This window comes from Gemmiger sp. An50 (assembly GCF_002161595.1).
Taxonomy (GTDB): domain Bacteria; phylum Bacillota; class Clostridia; order Oscillospirales; family Ruminococcaceae; genus Allofournierella.
On the sequence record NZ_NFID01000003.1, the window covers coordinates 72,097 to 97,492 of the forward strand.

Genomic DNA, 25,396 nt, shown 5'->3' on the forward strand with positions numbered 1-25,396 from the left:
CCACCGCCCCGGCAAAAAGCGGCAAGGCCGCGCTGCCGGGCGCATACATAAAAGCAGGGGCCTGCCCGAGGTGGGCGCGCCCACTGCACATTGATCCCAAATCAAGCAGAGGGGGCATTTGACCATGAAATTACAAGAACTGCTCAATGGGCTGGACTACACGCTGGTGCAGGGCAACCTGGACACCGAAGTGGTGGACATCGCCTACGATTCCCGCAAGGTACAGCCCGGCTGGGCCTTCGTGTGCATCGTGGGCACCAACCGGGACAGCCACGACTACGCCATGGATGTGGCGGAGCAGGGCGCTTCGGTGCTGGTGATCGAGCACAAGCTGGACGAGGTGCCCCAGGGCGTGACGGTGGTGCAGGTGGAAAGCAGCCGCCGGGCGCTGGCGCTTTTGTCCTGCAACTACTTCGGCCGGCCTGCTGAAAAGCTGATCACCATCGGCGTGACCGGCACCAAGGGCAAGACCACCACCGCCCACATGATCCATTCCGTGATGAACGCGGGCGGCCACAAGTGCGGCATCATCGGCACCAACGGCGTGGCCTACCCGGGAGTAAACCGGGCGCTGATCAATACCACCCCGGAAAGCTACGAGCTGCAGAAAATGTTCTGCGAGATGCTGGCCGCAGGGTGCGACAGCGTGGTGATGGAGGTCTCCAGCCAGGGCCTGATGATGGACCGGGTCACCGGCATCCATTTCAAGGTGGGCGTATTCACCAACCTGTACCCGGACCACATCGGCGGCCCGGGCGAGCATGCCAGCTTTGAGGAATACCGGGCTTGGAAGGGCCAGCTGTTCCGCCGGTGCGATGTGGGCGTGGTGAATGTGGACGACAAGAACTGCAGCACCCTGCTGGCGGGCCACACCTGCAAGCTGGTCACCTACGGCATGCATCGCGAGGCGGACTTCCGGGCCAGCGAGCTGCACCTGCTGCGGCAGGAAAACTTCCTGGGCATCCGGTTCCATGTGTCCGGCCGGGAGGATATGGACGTGAAGGTGAACATGCCCGGCGAGTTCAGCGTGTACAACAGCCTGGCCGCCATCGCGGTGGGCCGTGTGCTGGGCGTTGCCCACGACGCCATCCACGACGGGCTGATGAACATCTCGGTCAAGGGCCGGGTGGAGCTGGTACCGGTGAGCAAGGACTTCACCGTGCTCATCGACTTTGCCCACAACGAGGCCGGTGCCGAGAGCCTGCTCTCCACCCTGCGGGCTTATGAGCCCAAGCGGCTGGTGGTGCTGTTCGGCTGTGGCGGTGACCGCAGCCGCCTGCGCCGCTACGGCATGGGCGAGGTGGCTAGCCGCAAGGCGGATTTCCTGATCCTCACCGAGGACAACAACCGCTTTGAGTCGGTGGAGCAGATCATCAAGGACATCAAGATCGGCATCGCCCAGGGTAACCCGGACGTGCCCTATGTGGAGATCCCGGATCGTCTGGACGCGCTGCATTACGCGCTGGACCATGCCCAGAAGGGCGATTTGATCGCGGTGATCGGCAAAGGCCACGAGACCTACCGGGACCGGATGGGCAAAAAGACCCCCTTCCTGGAGCGGGAGCTGATTCTGGAATACGCGGCCCAGATCGGGCTGAAATGACCCCTGCCGCCCGGACGGGCGGCCACGCCGGGGCGGCTTTGCCAACAAGCAGCCCCGGCCATTCTATCGAAAGAAGGCAGGAAAACGACCTATGGCCATTCTTGGCATCGACCTTGGAACCACCAACAGTCTGGCCGCCGTCTGGAAGGACGGCCGCAGCCAGCTGATCCCCAACGCCTACGGCGAGACTCTGACCCCCAGCGCGGTGAGCATCGATGAGGACGGCACCGTGCTGGTGGGCGCGCCCGCCCGGGAGCGGCTGGTCAGCCACCCGGAGCGCAGCGCCACCGCGTTCAAGCGCAGCATGGGCACCGACCGGGTGTTCACCCTGGCCGGGCGGGAATACAGCCCGGAGGAGCTGTCCGCCCTGGTGCTGCGCCAGCTCAAGCAGGACGCCGAGGCCTTTCTGGGCGAGCCGGTCACCGAAGCGGTGGTCAGCGTGCCCGCCTACTTCAACCATGCCCAGCGGGCTGCCACCAAGCGGGCGGGCCAGCTGGCCGGCCTGACTGTGGACCGGCTCATCAACGAGCCCAGCGCCGCCGCGCTGGCCTGCTACGACCCGGAAAAGGGCGACGCGGCCTTTCTGGTCTACGACTTCGGCGGCGGTACGCTGGATGTCTCGGTGGTGGACTGCTTTGAGAACGTGGTGAACATTCTGGCTGTCAGCGGCGACAACGCCCTGGGCGGCAACGACTTCGACGCGGCCATCGCCCACATGTACTGCCAGAAAAACGGCATCGACTATCAGGCGCTGCAGCCCCGCCAGCGGGCGATCCTGCTGCGGCAGGCCGAGCAGTGCAAGCAGACTCTGACCCAGTCTCCCATGGCGCTGATGGTACTGGAGCTGGATGGCCTGAAGGGCTCCATGGCCCTCACCGGTCAGATGCTCATTCAGCAGGCCCAGACCCTGTTCAGCCGCATGCGCACTCCGCTGCTGCGGGCCTTGAAGGACAGCGGCCTTTCCCCCAGCGAGCTGCAGGCGGTGGTGCCGGTGGGCGGCAGCTGCAAGATGCCGGTGGTGCGCCAGTACTTAAACCACCTGCTGGGCCAGAAGCTGGCCAACCCTGGCAGCCCGGACACGGTGGTGGCCCTGGGCGCGGGTATGTATGCCGCCATGAAGGAGCGCCGCACCGAGGTGAAGGAGCTGGTCCTCACCGACATCTGCCCCTTTACCCTGGGTGTGGGCGTGTACAACCCGGCGGATGAGGACAACCTGCTCATGAGCCCCATCATCGAGCGCAACAGCGCCCTGCCCACCAGCAAGGTGGAGCGGTACTATACCACCAGCGACGGCCAGACCCGGCTGCGCATCCAGGTGTTCCAGGGCGAGGAGATGTATTGCCGCGAGAACCAGAAGCTGGGCGAGCTGGATCTGCCGGTGCCCGCCGCCCCCGCCGGAAAAGAGGGCGCGGACGTGCGCTTTACCTATGATATCAACGGCATTCTGGAGGTGGAGGCCACCAGTCTGACCACCGGCCGCACCATCAGCACCGTTCTGGTGGGTCAGGGCAGCGGCCTGACCGAGGAGCAGGCCCGCCGCCGCCTGAAGGAGCTGGAGGGACTGAAGATCCACCCCCGGGACCAGCAGGAAAACCGCCTGCTGCTGGCCAAGGGCGAACGCCTGTGGCAGGAGGCCCTGGGCGAGGAGCGCCAGATCATCGGCCAGGCGGTGCAGCTGTTCGGCGAGGCGCTGGCCAGCCAGGAGAACGGACGTATCCTGCGGGCCCGGGCACGCATCAAGGACCTGCTGGACCGGCTGGAGGCCGGTCTCTCGCTGGAAGGGCTGGATTTTTCCGGCTTTGACGATCCGGACGATGAACCGGATGAGGATGAGGACGAAACGCTATGAGCATCTGGGAGGTTTTGGGCATTGCGCCCACCACCGATAAGGCGGCCATCCGGCACGCCTATGCGCAGAAAACACGCACCTGCCACCCGGAAGAGGACCCGGAGGGCTTTGACGCGCTGCATAAAGCCTTCACCGCCGCCATGCGGGCTGCCCGCCAGGGCGTGAGCATGGCAGTGATGGAGCAGGAGAGCCCCGCCGCCCCTGCGGCGCCCGCCGTTTCTCCCCAGCAAAACAGCGCCGAGGCCCGCCGCGCCGCCGCAAAGGCCGCCCGGGCCGCCCGCCGTGCCGCGGAGCAGCAGGCGGTGGAGCAGTATGCCAGCCGGGCCCAGCGCCGGGCGGGCAAGATCATCCAGTTGGGCCAGGGCGAGCAGGAGGAGGGCCAGCAGTTCGACTTCGCGGCGGTGGATGCCGCCCCGGCCCAGGCTGCGCCGGAGCAGAAGGCCGAGCCGGACCGCCCGCTCACCCACGAGGAGCAGGCCTGGCGCAACGGCCCGGCCCCCGCGCCCGCGCCCGAGCCGCAGGAACAGTCAAAGCAGCCGGAGCGGCAGCCCGTCTACCGGCAGCCATTGCCCGAATACCAGCCGGTGGAGACCGTTTCCAGGCTCCGGTCCGGCAAGGGCTGGCGCGTGGCCTCGCTGGTTCTGGCAGCAGGGGTCCTGCTCCAGCTGGTTCGTGGCGGTTTTGTCAGCGCCACTTTGCTGCTCATCGCCCTTTGCTGGTGCAGCATGCAGGGCGCACGGGTGGACTGGACCCAGCCCCGGCCCCGCAGGCGGATCATGGGTCTGTGGGGCGTGGGCGTGGTACTGCTTCCCGTGCTCTGGTTCTTCGTCATGACCGTCACCTGGGGCCTGCATGGCGCACAGGACGCCGCGCTGGACTATGCGGTGGGCTCTATCTTTTTAAGCACTCTGGCGGCCCCCTTCGGCCTTTGCTCCACCCTGGTGGCAAGGCAGCGGGCCAACCGCCTGTAAAAACACATCACAGCCCCCCTTCGGCTCATATAAATGAGCGAAGGGGGGCGATTTTTTTGCAAAAACAAACACCGCAGGCCGCCCAGGACCGGGGAATGAAGCTGCGCACCCGGCTGGCGGCCGGTTTTTTTGTAGCCGTGTGCTTTTCCACCCTGGTGGGGCGGCTTTGGTATTTACAGATCCATGAATACGACTTTTACGCCCAGCGGGCTGCGGGCCAGCAATTGCGGGACAGTGTGGTCCCCGCACCGAGAGGAGATATTCTGGACGCAAACGGCACCCCGCTGGCGGTGTCCGCCAGCTGCTGGACCATCCGGGCAGTGCCCCGGGAGATGGCGGACGAGGATGTGGCCGAAGCCGCCGCCGCGCTGGCGCAGCTTCTGGAGCTGGACGAAGCGGATGTGCTGGAAAAGCTAAGCCAGCGCAAAAGCAACGACGCGCTGCTCAAGCGCCGGGTGAATCAGGAAACCGCCGACGCGGTGCGCGCCGCCTGTCTGGAGAACGACTGGCAGGGCATCCTCATCTTGCAGGACACCAAGCGCTGGTACCCGGAGGGGGATTTTGCCGCCAGCCTGCTGGGCTTCACCAACGTGGACAATCAGGGCGTGGCCGGGCTGGAACTGGAATACAACAGCCTGCTCACCGGGCAGGACGGCCGGGTGCTCAGCGCCAAGAACGCCTGGGGCTACGACATGCCCACCGACTACGACACCTATGTGGAGCCGGTGCAGGGCAACAGTCTGAAGCTCACGGTGGACGCGAACATCCAGCATTATCTGGAAAACTATCTTTCCGCCGCGGTGAAGGAGTACAGCGTTTCCGCCCGCGGGGTGGGCATCGTGATGGAGGTGGACACCGGACGCATCCTGGCCATCTCCACAAAGCCCGACTACGACCCCAACGAGCCCCGGGTGATCCAGGACGAAGCCCTGCGCGCCCAGGTGGATTCCCTCACCGGCGAGGAGAGGGCCCAGGCCCTCACCCTGGCCCAGCAGACCCAGTGGCGGAACAAGGCGGTGAGCGATCTGTACGAGCCCGGCTCGGTGTTCAAGCTCATCACCGCTGCCGCCGCGCTGGACGCGGGCGTGGTCACCACCGGCGACAGCTTTTTCTGTGGAGAGTCCTACGGGGTGTCGGGGGTGCACTTCCACTGCGCCAACCGGAACCAGCACGGACCCCAGAACCTGGCCCAGGCACTGCAGAACAGCTGCAACCAGAGCTTCATCCAGATCGGCCAGCGGCTGGGGAAAGATGCCTTCTGCGATTACTTTGCGGCCTTTGGGCTGCGGGAGGCCACCGGCATCGACCTGCCCGCCGAACCCGCCAAAAGCGAGTTTTACACCGCCGACCGGATGGGTCCGGCGAATGGTTTGACCAAAACGCCGCATGCCCGTTTTTTTCAGCGCATAGAATGGCTGCAAAGGCAAAGGACGAAAGGGGGAGCGGCGGTTTGAAGCAGCATCTGGAGGTGGAGCTGGTGTTTGAGGAGAACAGCCCGGCGATGGAGGAGCTGGTCTGGCAGTTTCTTTGCCGGAGCGCGGCGCTCTGGCAGGAGGAGTGGGAACAGGAGGTGGAAAAGAGATGAGCGAGCCCATTGCCCTCTACCTGCGCCTGAGTGCGGCGGACGGCGAGGGCGGCGAGAGCGGGTCCATCGCCAATCAGCGCGCCTATCTGCACCGGTGGGCCACCGAAAATGGGTATCGGGTGGTGGCGGAATTTCAGGACGATGGTTATACCGGCACCGACTTCGACCGGCCGGGCTTCCAGCGGCTGATGGCCCAGCTGCAAAGCGGCCGCATCCGCTGCTTTGCCACCACCGATCTTTCCCGGCTGGGGCGCAACTGCGGCCAGGCGCTCACCCTGGTGGAGGAGACCTTCCAGCGGCTGGGGGTGCGCTACATCGCGGTGAATGACGGCTACGACACCCAGACCGCCAGCCGGGAAAGCCTGGACCCCAGCGTGTTCAAATTCCTGCTCAACGAGCTGTATGCCAAGGATTGCAGCGCCAAGGTACTGCGGGCCAAGCGCACCTTGCAGCGAGAGGGAAAATTTCTGGGCGGGCAGGCCCCCTTCGGCTACCGCATCGACCCGGCGGACAAATACCACCTGCTGCCGGAGGAGGATACCGCCCCGGTGGTGAAACAGATCTACCGGCTGTTCCTGGCCGGGTGGACCCTGAGCCAGATTGCCCGGCGGCTGGAAGAGGGCGGCATCCCCTCTCCGGCGGCCCGGCGGGCAGGACGGGAAGGGGGCCGGTGGAGCACCGCCACCCTGCGGCGCATTCTGACCCTGCCCACCTACCGGGGCGCGCTGACCCAGCACGTGACCGAGATGACCAGCTACAAGGTGCACACCCGGCGGGCGGTGCCGCCGGCCCAGTGGGTGGTGTGCGAAAACGCCCATCTGTCGCTGGTGAGCGAGGAGGAGTTCCGGCAGGTCCAGTGCCTTCTGGGCAACCGGCGGTACGCGGGGCAAAAGGCGGAGCATCCGCTCAGCGGGCTTGTGTTCTGCGCCGGGTGCGGGGGCCGGATGTATCCCCACCGGGTGGGGCGCTACTGTTATTTCATCTGCGGTACATACGCCAAAGACCCGGCCCGCTGCACCGCCCACCGCCTGCGGGAGGATAAGCTGGAGCAGCTGGTGGTCCGGCAGCTGCGGCCCCTGTTGCAGGCTGTGGCGGACCCGGCTCTTCTGGCGGTTCGCTTGCAGGCGCAGCTCCGTCCGGACCGGCCGGACCCGGCCCGCCTGCAGGCCAGGCTGGACCGGCTGGCAACCCAGCGCCGCCAGGCCTATGCTGACCGGCTGGAGGGCTTGATCGGCGCGGGAGAATATGCAGCGGCCGCCGCCCGGCTGCAGAGCAGGGAGGAGGAGCTGCGCCGCCAATGGCAGGCTGCGGCCGAAACAGAGCCGGGGCCGGGCCCGGCCTGGCTGGAACAGCGGGTGGCCCGGCTGCTGGCGCTGGAGCAGCCGGACCGGCCCCTTTTGGGCCAGCTGATCCGGGGGATTTATGTGCAGGAGGGCGGGCAGGTGGAGCTTCGCCTGGCCTTCGCCCGGCCCGAACCGGAAAAAGAAAGCGTCTCTGGGCTTTGAACGGAAGGCAGAGACGAAAATTTTTAAAAACTGGAAGAATATGGACAGGGCCCTGTCCATCGCTGCCGTTATACTGGTACAGTGATCAAAACAAGGGGGGAGAAAGCCCATGTGTGACGTTTGGACCGGGCAGCGGAACCGGCCGCTGCGGCTGTTGGCCGTGGCAGCGGGGGAACAGGGGGAATGGATGGCCCGGGAGATCGGCGGCAAAGAGGAAAAAGCCCCGTTTTGCCTGATGCAGAGCGGCGCGGACCAGGCTGCCGGGGCAGAGCTGCTCTATCTCACCGTCGGGGCAGAGGCGTACCGGGAGGTGGCTGAGCTGGCCCGGTGGGCGCGGCAGCGGGGGGCACTGGTGCTGTGGAATCCGGGCGGGCTGAAAAATGCCCGGATACTGCCCGCCCGGGGCTGTGTGACGTTGCAAAGTGCACTGAGCCCGGAAGAGGAGCTGAGTGCGCTGCATGAGCTGTTCTGTACGCCCAGCCTGGCCACCACGCTGGACCGAAGGATGCTGATGCAGCGGCTTTGGGCAGCTTCTCGGGCGTCGCTGGCGCTGGCGCAGGCCAGCGGCGGCGAAAAAAATCAGAGCATCGCCGCCAGTCTGGCCGCCCAGGACTGGCAAATGCCGAAGAAAGGGGCTTTGGTGGTGAGCATCGGGGCCAGTGTGGATTGCAGGCTGGAAGAGGTGGTGGAACTGTGGCATGGAACGGTAAAGCAGACCCGAGAGCTGGAGGTGCTGTGGGGAAGTGCGTTCGACCTGGAGCAGCCGGACAGCCTTCGCCTGGTGCTCATGGCGGTGGAGCCGTGAACGGCGCGCCGCTGCCCCGGGCCTTTGCCGTCTGGCTGGACGGTACCGGCATGACCGGAGCGGAGAAGGCCGAATGCCTTCGTCTGGCCCGGAAGGGATTCGCCCAGGGGGCAGACCTGCTTTTGCTGGGGGAGCCGGGCGGCGAAGAACGTCTGCTGCTGCGGGCACTGGGCGCACAGCGGACCCGAAGCGGGGAGCCGCAGCCGTTGGGAAACTGGCAGCTGTGGCGCTGTCCGGCGGGGCGCGGCCAGCGGGAGTGCCTGACCCGGTTTCTGCAAACCGGCGGCGGGCCCGAACGCAAAAAGCTGGTGATTCTGTTTGCGGCCCCCGGCCGGGGCGGCAGGCTTCGGGCACAGCGGGTCTGGCGCAGGGCCTGCGGGGGCAAGGCAACGCCCCTGGAACGGTTCCCGGCGCTGGCGATACAGGCGGGACGGCCAAGCCAGCCGAAGCTGTGCCGCTTTGGCCGCCAGGAAAACAGCGAGTGGCTTTTGCAGCAGGCGGCCGCCGGTTGCCTGGGGCGGCAGGTGCAGGTGCTGACGGTGTCTGCCGGGCGGCGGGCTGGCTGCGGCAGGGAGCAGCTGTGGTATCAGCTGGCCAAAAGCATTGTCTGACAAACCAAAAAGCGCGGATGCGTGCCAATGGGCAGCATCCGCGCTTTTTTGCTTGTGTTCCGTCGCAATTCGCTTTCCATGGACAAATGTATGTCCATAGAAAGGCGTAGCATATAGAAAACGACGCGGCTCAGGAGTCCAGCAGCTCCAGGGCGTCATCCACCAGGCGGGCCACCGCCTTGGCCTGGCGGGGGCTGAGCCGGCGCATCCGGTCGGTCACGTGCTGGATGGCGGCGGCGCTGCCGTTTTCCTTGTCCGGCGCGGCCAGGAACAGCTCGGCCAGGCTGACGCCCAGCCCGCCACAGACCCGGGCCAGGGTGTATATGGTGGGGCAGCGCAGGCCGCGCTCCACATGGCCCAGAAAGGCCGGGTTCATGCCGCATTCCAGGGCCAGCTTTTCCAGGCTCATGCCCCGCTCCGTGCGCAGCTGACGGATGCGCGCGCCCACCTGCTGTGCGATCGCTTTGCTTTCTGCCATCTCTCTCTCCCTTGCTTGTATGTTTTGATTGTGTTTTCTTTACTTTAGTGTATTTGAAACCTGTGTTCAAATTAGTATTGATATTATGGACTATATTGAAAAGTATTATGTCAACGGGTATACTGAAAGAATAAATAATAACAATTTTTGTTTTATCATAGGAGGGGAATGGCGTGAATGATACCGGCGTGGCCCGCAAGCAGCACCGGCTTCTGAGCCTTCAACAGGAGCTTCTGGCGGGGAGGGTGATCAACAAAAAAGAATATGCCGTCCGCTTTGGGGTGACCGAAAAGAGCATCCAGCGGGACCTGGACGATTTGAAGGCCTTTTTCGCCGAGGGCCGCGACGGCCGGGAGGTGGTGTACGAGCCTCAGGCAAAGGGCTACCGTCTCACCCGGCAGGAACCCACCAGCCTGACCAACAGCGAGGTGCTGGCCGTTTGCAAGATCCTTTTGGAGAGCCGCTCCATGGTCAAGGAGGAGATGTTCCCCATCCTGGACAAGCTCATTCAGGGCTGCACTCCCGCCGCGCAGCTGCAGCAGGTGGTGGCACTGATTCAGAATGAGCGGTTCCACTATGTGGAGCCCCATCACGGCCGCCGGTTCATCGAGTCGCTCTGGCAGTTGGGCACCGCCGTGAAGGAGCAGCGGGTGCTGCGCATCCGCTACAGCAAGATGGACGGCACCCTCTGCGAGCGGGTGGTGGAGCCGGTGGGCATCCTGTTCAGCGAATACTATTTTTATCTTGCTGCGTTCATCCGGGGCATCGACCGGCAGGAGCATTTCGACAACCCGCAGGACAAAAGCCCCACCATCTACCGCATCGACCGTATCGCTGATCTGCAGGTGACCGATGAGCATTTCCGGGTCCCTTATAAAGACCGCTTCCAGGAGGGCGAGATGCGCAAGCGCATCCAGTTCATGTACGGCGGCAAGCTGGAAAAGGTGCGCTTTGTCTACACCGGGCCCAATCTGGAGGCGGTGCTGGACCGGCTGCCCACCAGCCGGGTGGTGGGGCACGACGATCGGGGCTACCCCATCGCGGAGGCCGAGGTGTTCAGCGGCAACGGACTGGATATGTGGCTGAAAAGCCAGGGCGACTGGGTGGAGCTGGAAAAAAGCGGGGAGGAGAATGCCGCCCCCGCTTGCCCTGACCCGGCGCATGGTGTACAATAACCCCAAACGGTCGCCCCGGTATCTGCCGGGCCAGGGCCAAGCGAAAAGGAGTTAATACCATGGAACATCTGCTGGAGATCTGCGTGGATTCGCTGGAATCCGCTCTGGCCGCCCAGGCGGGCGGCGCCGACCGCCTGGAGCTGTGCGGCAATCTGATCATCGGGGGCACCAGCCCCTCCATCGCGCTGGTGCGCCAGGTCATGGACCAGGTGCACATTCCGGTGAACGTGCTGCTGCGTCCCCGCTTCGGGGATTTCTGCTTCACCCCCGCCGAGCAGGAGGCCACCCTGTGGGAGATCGAACAGTGCCGCGCCCTGGGCGTGAACGGCGTAGTGCTGGGGGCTTTGCTTCCCAACGGTGCGCTGGATAAGGAATTCCTGGCCCGCTGTTCGGCGGCCGCGGGCGGGCTGCATCGCACCCTGCACCGGGCCTTCGACGTCTGCCGTGATCCCTTCGAGGCGCTGGAGGACGCGGTGGAGCTGGGCTTTGATACCATCCTCACCTCCGGCCAGCAGGCAAAGGCCGAGCAGGGCATCCCTCTGCTGACCCAGCTGGTGCAGCGGGCCGATGGCCGGGTGAACATCCTGGCAGGCAGCGGCGTGAATCCCGGCAACATGGAAAAGCTGGCCGCCGCCGGCGTGCGCCAGTTCCATTTCTCCGCCAAAAAAGCAGTGGAAAGCCCCATGACCTTCCGCCGTCAGGGCGTGCCCATGGGCCTGCCTGTGGCGGACGAATATCTGCGGGAATACACCGACCCTGCCCTGGTGCGCCAGGCAAAGGACCTGCTGGCAAGCCTGTAAGGCCACAAATCCAACCAAATTTCAAGGCATGAATTGCACAAATTAGCGAAAAAATGTTTGTGCAAACAATAGAAAAGAATTCGATTCTCTGGAAAAATATTGACAGTCTGTGAACGGGTTGGTAAGATTTAGCTGACAAGAACAGTGGGTTGTTACTGTACGGCAGGCAAGACCATATTCAAACACGTCTCTTCCGCAAACGCGGAGGAGAGTTTTGAATATGGTTTTTTTTATTGCCTTGACCGGGGCGAGAGGAACGTGCGAATGAAGGTATTGAAATCCATCAACAATAACGTTGTGTCCTGCCTGGACGAAAACGGCCAGGAAGTGATCGCCATGGGCCGCGGGCTTGGGTTTGCCCTTCGCAGCGGCGATGAGCTGGATGAGACCAAGGTGGAAAAGCTGTTCCGTATGCAGACGCCGGACGAGGCGCGCCGCCTGACCGATTTGTTCTCCACGCTGCCGAGCCAGCAGATCGAGCTGTGCAGCCGCATCGTGGACCGGGCCACACAGGATCTGGGCCGCAGGCTCTGCCCCAGCGTCTATCTGACCCTCACCGACCACATCTGTTTTGCCATCGAGCGCCTGCGCCAGGGCACCGTGTTCCAGAACACCCTGCTGGCGGAGGTACGCACCTTCTACCCGCGGGAGTACGCGCTGGGCAAATACGGCCTGGAGCTGCTCTGGCAGGAGCTGGGCATCCGCTTCCCGGACGACGAGGCCGCCAACATCGCGCTGCATCTGGTAAACGCGGAGTATGAGAACTCCATTCAGGATACCCTGCGCATCACCCAGACCCTGCACGACGTGCTCACCAGCCTGGCGGGCTGGCCCCGGCTGAATCTGGACCAGGAAAGCGGCTTTTACGACGAATTCACCGTGCACCTGAAATTCCTGGTGTTCCGGGCTTTTTCCGGCCAGAAGCAGACCCAGAAGGACCCCCGCTTCGTGGAGGCGGTGCGGCAGTGCTATCCGGAGGAATTCCACTGCGCCCAGCAGATCGTGGAAGGGCTGGGCAGCCGCAGCGGCACCAGGCTGCCCCCTGAGGAGGAGGCCTATCTGGCCGCCAGCCTGCACCGCACCTGCAGGAAAGTTTGAGCACTGCGCCGCGTAACAATAATTAACAGACCCCGAAACCATTTCGATTTTGTATAACACAGGACGATCAAGGAAAGGAAGGAACCATTATCATGGGCATTTTCGACAAACTGTTTGGCAAGAAATCCAGCGGCATCACGCTGGGCGCGCCGGTGGCCGGCGAGGCCGTTCCCCTGAACCAGGTGAGCGATCCCACCTTCGGTGAGGAGATCCTGGGCAAGGGCGTTGCGGTGAAGCCCACCGGCAACCGTGTGGTCGCCCCCTGCGACGCCACCGTGGACCTGATGTTCGACACCGGTCACGCGGTAAGCCTGAAGGCGGACTGCGGCGCTGAGGTGCTGATCCACGTGGGCCTGGAGACCGTCTCACTGAAGGGCGAGCACTTCACCACCCACGCCAAGACCGGCGACCATGTGAAGGCAGGCCAGCTGCTGATCGAGTTCGACCGGGAGGCTGTGGCCGCCGCCGGCTTCGACACCATCACCCCCATGGTGATCTGCAACACCGCGGATTACAAGGAAGTGAACGCCCACACCGGCGCTGCCGTGAGCGAGGGCGACACCATTCTGACTCTGGTCAAGGAATAAAAAGAGAGGAGAACAGGCGTAATGCGTGAGGGTACCGGTAGACCCGTATTTTCCGGCGTGGCCATCGGCCGTGCCTATGTGTACCGCCATCAGCAGGCGGAGCTGCCCGGCTCCTGCGGCGACGCCGCCGCCGAGCAGAAGAAATTCGACGAGGCCCGCGAGACGGCCCGCGCTCAGCTGACCGAGCTGTTTGAAAAGACCAAGCGGGAGATCGGCGAAGAGCAGGCCATGATCCTGGACGTTCAGATGATGATGCTGGACGACCTGGATTACCTGGAGGGCGTGCAGGACATGATCGCCGGCGGCGCAAGCGCTGCCCAGGCGGCCCATGAGACCGGCGACGCGTTCAGCGCAGCCTTTGCCGCCATGGACGATGCCTACATGCAGGCCCGCTCGGTGGACGTAAAGGATATGGCCACCCGCCTGGTGAACATCCTGTGCGGCGGCAAGACCGGCTTCTCCATGGAGGAGCCCGGCATCCTGGTGGCCGAGGACCTGACCCCCAGCGAGACCGTGCAGCTGCCCAAGGATAAGATCCTGGCCTTTGTGACCCGCCAGGGCTCTTCCAACAGCCACACCGCCATCCTGGCCCGCATCATGAACATTCCTTCTCTGGTGCAGGCTCAGATTACTTTGGACGACGAGCTGGACGGCAAGCTGATGATCGTGGACGGCTTCGAGGGCCGCTACTACATCGAGCCGGACGAGGCCACCCAGGCTGCCATGGAGAAAAAGCGGGATGAGGCCCAGGCCTACCGCCAGCAGCTGGAGGCCTACCGTGGCAAGCCCACCGTTTCCAAGACCGGCCGCAAGCTGAAGCTGTTTGCCAACATCGGCAACCCGGACGACGTGAAGTACGTGCTGGAGGGCGACGCCGAGGGCGTGGGCCTGCTGCGCAGCGAGTTCCTCTACCTGGGCCGCGACACCTTCCCCACCGAGGAGGAGCTGTTTGAGGCTTACCGCAAGGTGGTGGAAGGCCTGCAGGGCCGCCCGGTGGTCATCCGTACCCTGGACATCGGCGCCGACAAGCAGGTGGACTACTTCGGTCTGGACCACGAGGAAAACCCCGCCCTGGGCTACCGGGGCATCCGCATCTGCCTGACCCGGGAGGACATCTTCCGGCCGCAGCTGCGGGCCATCTACCGGGCCAGCGCCTTCGGCCCCGTGTGCATCATGTTCCCCATGATCATCTCGGTGGACGAGGTTCGCCGCATCAAGGCCTTCTGTGAGACCATCAAGGCCGAGCTGACCGCCGAGGGCATTGCCTTCGGTGAGGTGGAGCTGGGCATCATGATCGAGACTCCCGCCGCCGCGGTGCTCAGCCGCGAGCTGGCCAAGGAGGTCCAGTTCTTCAGCGTTGGCACCAACGATCTGACCCAGTACACTCTGGCCATCGACCGGCAGAATGCCAAGCTGGATGAGTTCTACGATCCCCATCACCCGGCGGTGCTGGCGCTGCTGCGCATGATCGCCGAGAATGCCCATGCTGAGGGCATCTGGTGCGGCATCTGCGGCGAGCTGGGCGCGGATCTCTCCCTGACGGAAACCTTCCTGGATATGGGCTACGACGAGTTGTCGGTATCGCCCGGCCGGGTTTTGGAATTGAGAAAGAAAGTTTGCGAAAGCGAGGTATAATTCAATGAAAGAAATCAAACATGTAATCGCCGATCCCCTGGGCCTGCACGCCCGTCCCGCCGGCCTGCTGGTAAAAGAGGCCGCCAAGAACGCCTGCAACGTGACCGTTGCTGTGAACGGCACCTCCGTGGATGCCAAGCGCATCATGGGCGTGATGAAGCTGGCTGCCAAGCAGGGTATGGAACTGACCCTGACCTTTGACGGCGCTGACGAGGAGGCTGCGGCTGCCTCCATGGCCGAGTTCCTGAAGGCCAACCTGTAAGTTTGGGCAAAGAGGGGCGGCTGTGGGCCGGCCGCCCCTGTGCTGATAATTCGACGCTCCGGCATTGCGGCCGGGCGCCGGAATCTGTGTTAGGAGGATATTACTTATGATGCGATTTTTGCAACGCTTGGGCAAGTCTTTGATGCTGCCCGTGGCCTGCCTGCCGATCGGCGGTATCCTGATGGGTATTGGTTACTGGATCGACCCCACCGGCTGGGGCGCCAACAGCCTGCTGGCTCTGCTGCTCATTAAGGCCGGCGGCATTCTGATCGACAACATGGCCATTCTGTTCGCTCTGGGCGTAGCCATCGGCATGTCCAAGGATCAGGAAGGTACCTCTGCACTGGCTGCCATCATTTCCTGGCTGACCGTGCAGACCATGCTCGGCACCGGTGTGGTGCAGCTGATCCTGGGCGCTGACGCCACCGTTCCCGCGGCGTTCGCCAAGATCAACAACCAGTTCATCGGTATCCTGTGCGGCCTGATCGCTGCCGGGTGCTACAACAAGTTCTACAAGACCAACATGCCCGACTTCCTGGGCTTCTTTGCGGGCCGTCGTTTCGTGCCCATCATGACCGTGCTCACCACTCTGGTGGTCTGCATCCCCCTGTACTTCGTATGGCCCGTTGTGTACGGCTTCCTGGTATGGGTCGGTGAGAGCGTGCTGGGTCTGGGCGCTGTGGGCGCCGGTATCTACGGCTTCCTGAACCGTCTGCTCATCCCCATCGGCATGCACCACGCTCTGAACAGCGTGTTCTGGTTCGACGTTGCCGGCATCAACGATATCGGCAAGTTCTGGGGCACCATGGAAGGCGGCGTTCTGGGTCAGACCGGTATGTACCAGGCTGGCTTCTTCCCCGTCATGATGTTCGGTCTGCCCGGTGCTGCTCTGGCCATGTACCACACCGCCAAGGACAAGAAGAAGAAGGTTACCGCCGGCATCCTGCTGTCCGTTGCCCTGTGCTCCTTCCTGACCGGTGTTACTGAGCCCATGGAGTTCTCCTTCATGTTCCTGGCTCCCGCTCTGTACGTTGTTCACGCTCTGCTGACCGGCCTGTCCGTTGGCATCGTGGCTGCCCTGCCCATCCGTGCGGGCTTCAACTTCAGCGCTGGCTTCGTTGACTGGTTCCTGAGCTTCAAGGCTCCCTTCGCCATGAACTCCTGGCTGCTGATCCCCATCGGCCTGGTATTCTTCGTTCTGTACTACGTGATCTTCCGTGTGCTGATCACCAAGCTGGATCTGAAGACCCCCGGCCGTGAGGACGACGACACTGCCGCCGAGATGAACATCGAGCTGAGCAGCAGCAACTATGCTGCCATGGCCGCTGCCATCCTGGAAGGCGTTGGCGGCGCTGAGAACGTGACCAGCGTTGACAACTGCATCACCCGCCTGCGTCTGGAGGTCAAGGACCGCCTGCTGGTGGATGAGAAGAAGATCAAGGCTTCTGGTGCTGCTGGCGTAGTTCGCCCGGGCAAGACCAGCGTTCAGGTCATCATCGGACCCAAGGTCCAGTTCGTGGCTGACGAGTTCAAGAAGCTGGTTAAGTAAGCATCTGTTCCCCAACTTGGGGCGCTGAGTTGCGGCTGCCTGGGCCCACAAGGCAGGCCGCATCCGCCCGCCCCAACCTCATAAGCGGTCAAGGCCGCATCCCTGCCTGGCAGTGGATGCGGCCTTGGCCGTTTTTTTGCGCCGGTCTTGACAAGGCCGGTGAATTTTATTATATTAGTATTTACTTAAATACTTAAACGAAAAGCGCGGCCCGGTTTGGTCATCCGTATCCGGGGCGCGCGGCAAGGGGGAACATATGCCGTCAAAACGTTACGCCCGGGTGGACCGGGACTACTGTGTGGCCTGCGGCTGCTGTGTGAAGGTCTGCCCGATGGAGACCATCGCCGTGTGGCACGGAGTGGAGGCACGGGTGGACGAAGCCCGCTGTGTGGGCTGCGGCCGCTGTGCCAAGGAATGCCCGGCAGGGGCCATTGAACTGAAGGAAAGGGGGATGCAGCCGTGAAGAAGCAGCAAAAGCACTGGTACGATTACCTGTGGATCGTCACGCCCATCTATCTGGCGTTGGGCTTTTTCAATATCCTGTTCGCCTGGCTGGGCATGATCTTCTTCTGCCTGCCGCTGATCATTGCCATCTTCGGCGGCAGCAAGCTCTACTGCAACCGCTATTGTGACCGGGGGCAGTTTCTCTCGCTGCTGGGCGGCAAGCTGAAACTCAGCGCCAACCGCCCCACCCCGAACTGGATGCGCTCCAAGTGGTTCCGGTACGGATTTCTCGTCTTTTTCTTCGCCATGTTCTTTCAGATGCTCTGGGTCACTTACCTGGTGGGCTCGGGGGCACAGAATCTGAGCGAGACCGTCAAGCTGTTCTGGACCTTCCGCCTGCCCTGGGACTGGGCCTATAACGGAGAGGCGGCGCCCTGGGTGGCCCAGTTCGCATTCGGGTTCTACAGCCTGATGCTCACCTCCAACCTGATCGGCTGGATCGTGATGGCGCTGTTCAAACCCCGCAGCTGGTGCGTGTTCTGCCCCATGGGCACCATGACCCAGCTGATCTGCAAGCTGCGCGCGCCCCGGGAGGGCAAGGAGCAGACTGCCTGCTCCGCCAAAGGCTGCGCGGGCTGCACCGGATGCGGCAAAAAGGAGGCGTGAGCCATGCGGGAACAGGCACGGCAAATTGCGGAGCTGATGGGCCAGCTGGCCAATGAGAACCGGCTGCTGATCCTGTGCGCATTGCTGGAAAAGCCCATGACGGTGGGTGAGCTGGCGGGAACGGTGCCGGGCATCAGTGGACCGGCTCTGTCGCAGCATCTGCAAAAGCTGCGGGCGGGCCAGCTGGTCCAGGCCGAAAAGCAGGGCCAGTTCGTGCGTTACTCCATCAAGGACGAACGGCTGTATGCGCTGATGGCGTTGCTGAAAAAGGAGTATTGCAGCGAAGCTGGTTGATCAATATCTTATGAGTCATAAAATAGGCGGGAAGCAGGACCAGAACTGTTTCCCGCCTGTTTTGTTTTAGTCCAATTGGAACACCGGACGGGTCCGGTGGAGCTGGCAAGCTGCGCTTTCGGCCAGTCCAGCAAGATCACGCCCATCCAGGTGATCACGGCGGTAAGTGCCATCGTGAACGGCGGCAAGCTGATGCAGCCCTATGTGGTGGAGCAGGTGGTGAGTCCGCAGGGGGATGTGGTACAGCAGACCGAGCCCACCGTGAAGCGGCAGGTCATCAGCGAGGAGGCCAGCGCCACCATGCGCCAGCTGATGCAGAGCGTGGTGCAGGAGGGCGGCGGCAAAAACGCCTATGTGGCGGGCTATGCGGTGGGCGGAAAATCCGGTACCAGCCAAAAGCTGGACTCGGAGGACGAAAAAGCCCGGGTGGCCAGCTTCATCGGAGTGGCCCCCATTGAGGACCCGCGCATTGCGGTGCTTATCGTGCTGGATGAGCCCCACACCTACACCAGCAGCGGCGGCACGCTGGCTGGTCCGGTGGTGGCCCGGGTGATCGAGGATACCCTGGAATATTACGACACCCCCCGCCGCTACACCCCGGCGGAGAAGGAGCGGATGGAGGCTTCCATACCGGACACCGCCGGAAAAAACACGGAACATGCGGTGGCCCAACTGCAGGAAAACGGCTTTGCGGCCAAGGTGCTGGGCGGCGGCGATTCGGTGGTGGAGCAGTACCCGGCCGCCGGGCAGACCATGCCCCGGGGCAGCACGGTGCTGCTGTATACCGAGGAGGGCATGGAGCTGCTTGCCACCCAGGTGCCCGCCACGGACGGCCAGAGCCTGACCCAGGTGCAGGCCAATCTGCAGGGCGCGGGTTTGAATCTGGTGGCTGTGGGCGCGGTGCAAAGTGAGGATGCAGTGGCGGTGAGCCAGAACCTGAAACCGGGGGAGAGCGCAGCCATGGGCACGGCGGTCACGGTGGAGTTCCGGGACCCCACCGCCCCGCCGGACGGCGACGACGTGAAACCGGAATAGCAGGTGGCGCGCCGGGCCATACTGCCACAAAACGAGCCGAAAAAAGGAGGAATGCTCCATGGAGCAGATCCGGCAACACCGGGGCGGGCAGCAGGCCGCCTCCGGGCCGAACAAACGTTTTTTTCGGGAGCTGCTGGGCCACCGGCTCCCGCCCATGGACCTGCCCTTTCTGGTGCTGGTCCTCACCCTGGTGACCTTCGGACTGGTGATGCTGTACAGCGCCAGCTATGCGGTGGCTCTCTACCGCCGCAACGACGCCTTCGCCTACATCCGGCCGCAGCTGCTGTTCGCGGCGGTGGGCCTGATCGCTCTGTATCTGGCCAGCCGGGTGGATTACCACATCTACCACAAGCTGGCCTGGCCCATGCTGGCTCTTTCGCTGGTGCTGCTGGTGGTGGTGCTCTTCATGCCGGAATACAACGGCTGCAAGCGCTGGATCGTGCTGCCCGGCCTGGGCACCCTGCAGCCCAGCGAGATCGCAAAATTTTCCGTGATTCTCACTTTCAGCCATATCATCTCGCTGAACCATCAGCGGATGAAGCGGTTTTCGGTGGGAGTGCTGCCCTTCGCGGCTATTCTGGGGGTGCTGGCGGTGCTTATGCTGCTGGAACCCCACCTTTCCGGCACGCTGCTGCTGTTCGGCATCGGGGCGGTGCTCATGTTCGTGGGCGGCACCGGTATGCGCTGGTTTGCCCTGGCGGGCGGCCTGGGGGCGGCGGCCATCGCCGGTGCGGTGATCCTGCTGCCGGATCTGGTGCCCTATGCGGCGGACCGGCTGTCCAGCTGGATCGACCCCTTTTCCGACCCGCTGGGCGACGGCCACCAGACCATCCAGAGCCTGTATGCCATCGGCAGCGGGGGAGCCACCGGCCTGGGGCTGGGCAACAGCCGCCAGAAATACCTGTATGTGCCCGAACCCCAGAACGATTTTATCTTTTCCATCCTCTGCGAGGAGCTGGGCTTCGTGGGAGCCTGTCTGGTGATTTTGCTGTTTGTGCTGCTCCTGCTGCGGGGGGCGGTGATCGCCCTGCGCGCGCCGGATAAATTCGGGGCCCTGCTCACGGTGGGCTTTGTGGTCCAGGTGGTGATGCAGGCGGTACTGAACATGGCGGTGGTCACCAACACCATTCCCAACACCGGCATCAGCCTGCCCTTTTTCTCCTCCGGCGGCACCAGCCTGATGATGCTGCTGGGCGAGATGGGCATCGTGCTCTCGGTGAGCAGGCAGGGCTTGCAGGAAAAATATTAAACGGCCACTTTTTCTCGACAGAAAAACTTTCTCCGCTTTTTTCACATCAAAACGCCCGGTCACATACATTGGGCTAAACGATTGAAAATCCAGCAAAAAAGGGGCGATTGATGTGGGGGAGTATCTGAAGATCACGGGCGGGCGGCCTCTGTTCGGGCAGGCGATTGTGCCCGCCGCAAAAAACAGCATTCTGCCGCTGATCGCGGCCAGCATGCTTTGCCGGGGCGAGACACTGCTGCGGCAGGCGCCGGCGCTGGCCGATGTGGAACAAAGCGTTGCCATTTATACCGCCTTGGGCGGTCAGGTGCAGCGCCAGGGGCAGGCAGTGCGCCTGCGAGCGGACGGCGCACAGGGGCGGGGTATCCTGCCGGACGGCCCGGCCCGGTCCATGCGCAGCTCGGTGTTTTATCTGGCCCCGGCGCTGCACCGCTTCGGCCGGGTGCAGATGCCCATGCCCGGCGGCTGCAAGCTGGGGCCCCGGCCCATCGACATCCATCTGGAGGGCCTGAACCGGATGGGAGCGCAAACCCAATGGGAGGACGGCCAGCTGGTGCTCACCGCCCCCCGTGGTCTGCACGGGGTGGACTACGCCCTGCGCCTGCCCAGCGTGGGAGCCACCGAGACCCTGCTCATGGCGGCGGTGCTGGCGAAAGGGGAAACGGTGCTGCGGGGCGCGGCCCGGGAGCCGGAGATCGTGGACCTGGCTTTGTACCTGTGCGCCTGCGGAGCCTCCATTCAGGGAGCAGGCAGTCCGGTGATCCGGGTGCATGGGCGGCCTGAGCTGCATGGAGTGGACTATACCCCTATTCCGGACCGGATCTATGCCGCCACCATGGCGGCGGCGGTGGCCAGCGCGGGCGGGCAGGTGCGCATCCAGGGCTGCCCGGCGGAGTTTCTGGAGCCGGTGCTGTCGGTGCTGGAGCTGGCGGGCTGCGGGGTGCAGCGGCTGGACCGGGCGTTTCTGGTGGAGCGCAGCCGGACCTTAAAAGGGGTGGGCCGGGTGTACACCGGGGTGTATCCCGCCTTTTGTACCGATGCCGCCCCGGTGGTGGCCGCGGCCCTGCTGTGTGCCGCGGGCCGCAGCGCCGTGGAGGACACAGTGTTTGAGAACCGCTTTGCCTGCGCCGCGGGCTTTGCAGCCATGGGGGCCCAGGCCTGCCGGGCGGGCCGCGCGGTGGAGATCACAGGGGTGCGGCGGCTCACCGGTGCGAAGGTGCAGGGAAGCGACCTGCGGGGCACGGCTGCCCTGGTGGTGGCTGCTCTGGCAGCATCCGGCGAAAGCCAGGTATTTGGCCTGGAACATCTGCGCCGGGGATACCTGGGCCTGCCCGCCACCCTGCAAAGTCTGGGGGCAAAGGTGCAGCTGGCGATGCAGGAGGACGAGGAGTGACAGCATCCCCCCGAGTATGAGGAAAAAACTGTGAAATGGCCGCATTCTTGCACTTGAATTTGTTCGCATTATCTGGTACTCTATTAATAGCTGTATTGATATTATAGTGGCCTATGTATGCCCGATGCTTTTCGCACTGGGGCACGGCCAGATCAAATAGACGGAATAATACTTTAGGGGGAAGTTTCAATGGCATTCGTTCTCGATGAAGAGATGCAGAATATCACAAATATCAAGGTAATCGGCGTGGGCGGCGGCGGCGGCAACGCCGTGAACCGCATGGTGGAGGCCGGCCTTCAGGGCGTGGAGTTCATCGCCATGAACACCGACCAGCAGGCTCTGCTCAAGAGCCACGCCACCCAGAAGGTGCAGCTGGGCGCAAAGCTGACCAAGGGCCGCGGCGCGGGCGCTGATCCGGAGATCGGCCAGCGTGCTGCCGAGGAGAGCAAGGACGAGATCGCCAGCGCGCTGAAGGGCGCTCAGATGGCCTTCATCACCGCCGGTATGGGCGGCGGCACCGGCACCGGCGCTGCTCCCGTGGTGGCCGAGGTTGCCCATGAGCTGGGCATCCTGACCGTTGGCATCGTGACCAAGCCCTTTGCCTTTGAGGGCCGCCGCAAGATGAGCCTGGCCGAGCAGGGCATCACCGCGCTGCTCATGCATGTGGACAGCCTGATCGTGATTCCCAACGAGCGCCTGAAGCTGATCAGCCAGGAGAAAATCACCCTGATGAACGCCTTCGAAGCGGCCGACAACGTGCTGCGTCAGGGCGTGGAGAGCATCTCCAGCCTGATCAACATTCCCGCCTTCATCAACCTGGACTTCGCCGACGTGCGCAGCATCATGAAGGACGCCGGCTACGCCCACATGGGCGTGGGCAGCGCCAAGGGTGCGGGCAAGGCGGAGAACGCGGCCAAAGCAGCCATTTCCAGCCCGCTGCTGGAGACCAGCATCTCCGGCGCCCGGGGCGTTATCATCAACATCACCTCTTCTCCGGACATCGGCCTGGAGGAGGTGGAGCAGGCTTCCAGCCTGATCACCCAGTCCGCTCATCCGGATGCAAACATCATCTGGGGTACCGCGTTCGACGAAAGCATGTCCGACGAGATGCGCGTGACCGTGGTAGCCACCGGCTTCGAGAACGTGGGCAGCAACGTGCCCATGCCCGAGCGTCCGGCGGCATCCAGCTCCACCGGTATGCCTTCGGCGGTGTTCAGCAGTGATTCCAGCGCCTCCAGCGTGAGCGGTTCCACCGTTTCCGGCGGCATGGGCACTTCCACCAGCACCGAGGACGACGATGACCGGGATTATTTCGATCAGATCATGGGCCTTTTGAACAAGCGCAAATAAACATTGAAGTTTCAGGCCCCGCGGCATTTTTGTGCCGCGGGGCCAGTATTTCTTGCGGAAATAACAGCGAGGAGGGGCTGCCCTATGGCAGAGCAGCAAAAGCCGGGCGAATTCAAAACAGCGGTGGTGGGAGGCTTCAAAAAGGCCGATGTGCTGGCCTACATCGAGCAGCTCACCGCCCAGAACCAGGCGGAAAAACAGGCGCTGCAGCAGACAGCGGACAAACTGCGCCAGGAAGTGGAGCAGCTGAAAAAGGACAAGCAGCTCCTGGTGGACAAGACCCGGGAGGTGTGCGATAAGCTGGCCGCTCAGGAAAAGCTCACCGCCCAGGAAACCGAGCGGGCCAGCGGTCTGGCAAGCCAGCTGCTCAGTGCCCGGGAAAACGCCGATACTTACCAGAAGCGTCTCTGCGCCAAGGAGCAGGAGGCGGTGGTGCTGCGGGCTGACCTGCAGAACCTGCAGCAGCTGCTTGCCAGCCGCCAGCAGGAGGTGGAGCAGGCCCGCCAGGCGGTGGAAGAACAAAAGCAGGCCTGTGCCCGCCAGTTGGACCAGCAGCAGGCAAGCTTCCGGGAAAAGAGCGAACAGCAGGCCGCCGAGCTGCTGAAAAACGTGGAGGAGCGGGGCCGCAGCCTGGACCGGCGCTTCCGGGAACTGGAAGAGAAGAAGCTGGCTCAGCGCCAGCAGATGGCCGCCGAGCGTCAGCGCCAGCTGGACTACGCCCGCGCCGAGCAGGCCCGTCTGGCTGAGAGCAGCCGCCGCGTGGCTGACAGCATCCGGGAATTGCGCCAGCAGCTGGCTCAGGTGGATGTCCAGATCAATCAGGCGGCCCAGCAGCTGCAGCAGGCCACCGGCAGCATTTACGACGCACTGGGTGAGACCCGGCAGAGTCTGGACCGGCTGGAAAGCCAGACGGCCCGGTATCCCCAGCCCGCCCCGGCAGGCAAGCCCCGGCATGCAGCGGCAGCGCCCAAGGCACCCAAAAGCCCTGAGCAGCCGCCCAAGCCCCCGAAAGCACCCTCCCGCAGCCAGAACCTTCTGGACCTGTTGGACAAGCTGCTGCAAAAGTAAAGGATAGAAAGAAAAAGCATGGAGCGGATTTTCCGTTCCATGCTTTTTGTGTTTTGAAGAGAAGCGGCGGCCGGTCAGTGACGGCCGGTGCCCTTTTCCATCAGATAGGTGGCGGTCAGGTCCGCCATGTGCAGCTTCACCGCCAGCGGGTAGGCGTCGTAGGCCTGACTGATGGCCCAGCTGCCGCCCCGGGCAGCGTCGTCAAAACCGCCCATGTGCCAGCGGATGGCTACTGCCTCGGCGGGCTTGAGCCGCACGAAGCGCTCGATCAGAAACACGCTCTTCTCGCCGTGACCGTAGGGGAACTGGTCCTCCACGTTGAAGGTGGGGACCTTTTCCCACTGGCCGGTGGCCTCGTTCTTCACGTTGCGGGTGCCCGCCTTGTAATAGTTGGCCTTGCACAGATCGTGGAGCAGGGTGCACAGGGTCACGCTCTCCAGATTGTCCACGCCTTCCTCATAAAAGCGGTCCATATAGGCCTGGTACACATTCAGGCTGTGCATCACCAGGCCCTGCTCACAGGCCCCGTGGAACCGGGTGGAGGCAGGCGCGCGGAAGAAGTCGGTGCCGGCCAGCCATTCCAGCAGCTTGTCCACGCCGTGGCGCTGCACCTGGCTGGAAAGCAGGCTGCAAAAATCCTCCTGGTAGCCCATTACAGCTCCAGCTCTTCCAGGATGCCCTTCAGGATGGCCATCTCGTCGTGGCTCAGGCTGATGCCCTTGCCCATCTTGGTGCCGTCCGGGGACCAGTCGCGGATGTCGTATTTGGGCTCGCGGTCGTTCCAGCTCACCATGTTCAGCTGGCGCTCCCATCCGTTGGCGCTCTGGGACAGCACAGCGATGCGTTCGGTGATCTCATATTTGAATTCTGCCATGGGAAAATATCCTTCCTTCATCCATGATTTGAAGGGGCACAAAGCCCCCCTTGGGTGTTATCAGACCTTATTGTAATGGATGGAAGGGAAGAATGCAAGCCCCAACTGGTAAAATCAGGGCAGAGGAACCGCCGGGGGAATCTTCAGCCCTGGGGAAACTGCTCCTTGCTCTTCTGCTTGCTGCGCACCGTGGCGCCGCTTTCCACCCAGCCCTCGGGGCCGGGCGTGGCCTGCTGGCCGGTGTAGGCAAGATCCGGCTGCAACGTACCCTCGGCCCGGGCCTGCTGCGCGTTGCGGGAAGGCCCGATGCAGCCGGAGGGACCGGTCTGGCGTCCGCTGTGTTTGGGGGATTGGTCGGATTGCTTGCGTGGCATTGCTGTCACCTCCTTGCCCTTAGCCTGCCCCGGTGCGCACTTTGTTATGCCATTGGCAAGCCGGGTGGGGCGTGCTATAATAACACCAGGAAAAACGGCATGCCGGCAAGGCGCGCCGGGCAGGGGGCAAAGGCCCTTT

The 25,396-nt window shown here is 63.5% G+C and carries 27 protein-coding genes; 23 read left to right on the top strand and 4 right to left on the bottom strand.

From position 1 onward, the window contains the following. Positions 1-124: 124 nt before the first annotated feature. The 8 genes from B5G03_RS03965 (at position 125) to B5G03_RS03995 (ending at position 8,929) form a co-directional block, all read left to right on the top strand. The gene (locus tag B5G03_RS03965) at positions 125-1,603 is read left to right on the top strand and encodes a UDP-N-acetylmuramoyl-L-alanyl-D-glutamate--2,6-diaminopimelate ligase (protein WP_087180475.1); all 1,479 of its coding nucleotides are present in this window, start codon (positions 125-127) and stop codon (positions 1,601-1,603) included. Between the two features lie 91 nt (positions 1,604-1,694). After that, the gene (locus B5G03_RS03970; RefSeq protein WP_087180476.1) at positions 1,695-3,452 is read left to right on the top strand and encodes an Hsp70 family protein; all 1,758 of its coding nucleotides are present in this window, start codon (positions 1,695-1,697) and stop codon (positions 3,450-3,452) included. Next, complete coding sequence (locus B5G03_RS03975; RefSeq protein WP_087180477.1) at positions 3,449-4,423, top strand: J domain-containing protein; 975 nt, start codon at positions 3,449-3,451, stop codon at positions 4,421-4,423. Before B5G03_RS03970 ends, B5G03_RS03975 begins: the two co-directional genes overlap by 4 nt. A 56-nt stretch (positions 4,424-4,479) precedes the next feature. Next, the gene (locus tag B5G03_RS03980; RefSeq protein WP_242962283.1) at positions 4,480-5,877 is read left to right on the top strand and encodes a peptidoglycan D,D-transpeptidase FtsI family protein; all 1,398 of its coding nucleotides are present in this window, start codon (positions 4,480-4,482) and stop codon (positions 5,875-5,877) included. After that, a complete protein-coding gene (locus tag B5G03_RS17980) occupies positions 5,874-6,008 on the top strand; it encodes a hypothetical protein (protein ID WP_275539296.1) in 135 nt (44 codons plus the stop codon). Before B5G03_RS03980 ends, B5G03_RS17980 begins: the two co-directional genes overlap by 4 nt. Further along, positions 6,005-7,513, top strand: a complete 1,509-nt coding sequence (locus B5G03_RS03985) for a recombinase family protein (protein ID WP_087180478.1) — start codon at positions 6,005-6,007, stop codon at positions 7,511-7,513. Before B5G03_RS17980 ends, B5G03_RS03985 begins: the two co-directional genes overlap by 4 nt. A 109-nt stretch (positions 7,514-7,622) precedes the next feature. Continuing rightward, on the top strand, positions 7,623-8,318 hold the full coding sequence (locus B5G03_RS03990; protein WP_087180479.1) for a hypothetical protein: 696 nt from the start codon (positions 7,623-7,625) through the stop codon (positions 8,316-8,318). Continuing rightward, the gene (locus B5G03_RS03995; protein ID WP_087180480.1) at positions 8,315-8,929 is read left to right on the top strand and encodes a hypothetical protein; all 615 of its coding nucleotides are present in this window, start codon (positions 8,315-8,317) and stop codon (positions 8,927-8,929) included. Before B5G03_RS03990 ends, B5G03_RS03995 begins: the two co-directional genes overlap by 4 nt. A gap of 130 nt (positions 8,930-9,059) precedes the next feature. Here the strand turns inward: B5G03_RS03995 and B5G03_RS04000 are convergent, their stop codons facing one another. Further along, positions 9,060-9,407, bottom strand: coding sequence for a helix-turn-helix domain-containing protein (locus B5G03_RS04000; protein WP_087180481.1), 348 nt, complete (start codon positions 9,405-9,407; stop codon positions 9,060-9,062). Positions 9,408-9,580: 173 nt separating this feature from the next. Here B5G03_RS04000 and B5G03_RS04005 point away from each other — a divergent pair, with 173 nt between their 5' ends. The 15 genes from B5G03_RS04005 to B5G03_RS04075 all read left to right on the top strand — a co-directional run bounded on the left by B5G03_RS04005 (position 9,581) and on the right by B5G03_RS04075 (position 24,009). Continuing rightward, a complete protein-coding gene (locus tag B5G03_RS04005) occupies positions 9,581-10,582 on the top strand; it encodes a helix-turn-helix transcriptional regulator (protein WP_242962284.1) in 1,002 nt (333 codons plus the stop codon). 59 nt (positions 10,583-10,641) lie between these two features. Further along, the gene (locus B5G03_RS04010) at positions 10,642-11,382 is read left to right on the top strand and encodes a copper homeostasis protein CutC (RefSeq protein ID WP_087180482.1); all 741 of its coding nucleotides are present in this window, start codon (positions 10,642-10,644) and stop codon (positions 11,380-11,382) included. Positions 11,383-11,646: 264 nt separating this feature from the next. Next, complete coding sequence (locus tag B5G03_RS04015; RefSeq protein WP_087180483.1) at positions 11,647-12,480, top strand: PRD domain-containing protein; 834 nt, start codon at positions 11,647-11,649, stop codon at positions 12,478-12,480. 92 nt (positions 12,481-12,572) lie between these two features. Beyond that, positions 12,573-13,067, top strand: a complete 495-nt coding sequence (locus B5G03_RS04020; protein WP_087180484.1) for a PTS sugar transporter subunit IIA — start codon at positions 12,573-12,575, stop codon at positions 13,065-13,067. A gap of 21 nt (positions 13,068-13,088) precedes the next feature. Beyond that, positions 13,089-14,702, top strand: a complete 1,614-nt coding sequence (gene ptsP, locus B5G03_RS04025) for a phosphoenolpyruvate--protein phosphotransferase (RefSeq protein ID WP_087180485.1) — start codon at positions 13,089-13,091, stop codon at positions 14,700-14,702. A 4-nt stretch (positions 14,703-14,706) separates the two neighbouring features. Continuing rightward, a complete protein-coding gene (locus B5G03_RS04030) occupies positions 14,707-14,964 on the top strand; it encodes an HPr family phosphocarrier protein (RefSeq protein WP_058967114.1) in 258 nt (85 codons plus the stop codon). A 106-nt stretch (positions 14,965-15,070) separates the two neighbouring features. After that, entirely contained in the window at positions 15,071-16,513 is a 1,443-nt protein-coding gene (gene nagE, locus B5G03_RS04035; protein WP_242962285.1) for an N-acetylglucosamine-specific PTS transporter subunit IIBC, read from the top strand. Positions 16,514-16,769: 256 nt separating this feature from the next. Continuing rightward, positions 16,770-16,976 carry a 4Fe-4S binding protein gene (locus tag B5G03_RS04040; RefSeq protein WP_087180486.1) on the top strand — a complete coding sequence of 69 codons (207 nt, stop codon included), beginning with the start codon at positions 16,770-16,772 and terminating at the stop codon, positions 16,974-16,976. Next, positions 16,973-17,623 (top strand): 4Fe-4S binding protein, encoded by a 651-nt coding sequence (locus B5G03_RS04045; protein ID WP_087180487.1) that lies wholly within the window; start codon positions 16,973-16,975, stop codon positions 17,621-17,623. Before B5G03_RS04040 ends, B5G03_RS04045 begins: the two co-directional genes overlap by 4 nt. Positions 17,624-17,626: 3 nt before the next feature. Beyond that, entirely contained in the window at positions 17,627-17,917 is a 291-nt protein-coding gene (locus tag B5G03_RS04050; protein WP_087180488.1) for an ArsR/SmtB family transcription factor, read from the top strand. A gap of 96 nt (positions 17,918-18,013) precedes the next feature. Next, positions 18,014-18,952 carry a penicillin-binding transpeptidase domain-containing protein gene (locus B5G03_RS17790; protein ID WP_140401634.1) on the top strand — a complete coding sequence of 313 codons (939 nt, stop codon included), beginning with the start codon at positions 18,014-18,016 and terminating at the stop codon, positions 18,950-18,952. 154 nt (positions 18,953-19,106) lie between these two features. Further along, entirely contained in the window at positions 19,107-20,201 is a 1,095-nt protein-coding gene (locus B5G03_RS04060) for an FtsW/RodA/SpoVE family cell cycle protein (RefSeq protein ID WP_087180687.1), read from the top strand. A 112-nt stretch (positions 20,202-20,313) separates the two neighbouring features. Then, a complete protein-coding gene (locus tag B5G03_RS04065) occupies positions 20,314-21,591 on the top strand; it encodes a UDP-N-acetylglucosamine 1-carboxyvinyltransferase (RefSeq protein WP_087180490.1) in 1,278 nt (425 codons plus the stop codon). Positions 21,592-21,780: 189 nt separating this feature from the next. After that, positions 21,781-22,941: a cell division protein FtsZ gene (gene ftsZ, locus B5G03_RS04070; RefSeq protein WP_087180491.1), complete on the top strand. Its 1,161-nt coding sequence runs from the start codon at positions 21,781-21,783 to the stop codon at positions 22,939-22,941. Positions 22,942-23,025: 84 nt separating this feature from the next. Then, positions 23,026-24,009 carry a coiled-coil domain-containing protein gene (locus tag B5G03_RS04075; RefSeq protein WP_087180492.1) on the top strand — a complete coding sequence of 328 codons (984 nt, stop codon included), beginning with the start codon at positions 23,026-23,028 and terminating at the stop codon, positions 24,007-24,009. Between the two features lie 74 nt (positions 24,010-24,083). Here B5G03_RS04075 and B5G03_RS04080 read toward each other — a convergent pair whose 3' ends face one another. The 3 genes from B5G03_RS04080 to B5G03_RS04090 all read right to left on the bottom strand — a co-directional run bounded on the left by B5G03_RS04080 (position 24,084) and on the right by B5G03_RS04090 (position 25,257). After that, complete coding sequence (locus tag B5G03_RS04080; protein WP_087180493.1) at positions 24,084-24,662, bottom strand: hydrolase; 579 nt, start codon at positions 24,660-24,662, stop codon at positions 24,084-24,086. Beyond that, complete coding sequence (locus B5G03_RS04085) at positions 24,662-24,883, bottom strand: YdbC family protein (protein ID WP_058967105.1); 222 nt, start codon at positions 24,881-24,883, stop codon at positions 24,662-24,664. The genes B5G03_RS04080 and B5G03_RS04085 overlap by 1 nt, the downstream gene beginning before the upstream one ends. Positions 24,884-25,026: 143 nt before the next feature. Next, complete coding sequence (locus B5G03_RS04090) at positions 25,027-25,257, bottom strand: hypothetical protein (RefSeq protein ID WP_087180494.1); 231 nt, start codon at positions 25,255-25,257, stop codon at positions 25,027-25,029. Between the last annotated feature and the right edge of the window lie 139 nt (positions 25,258-25,396).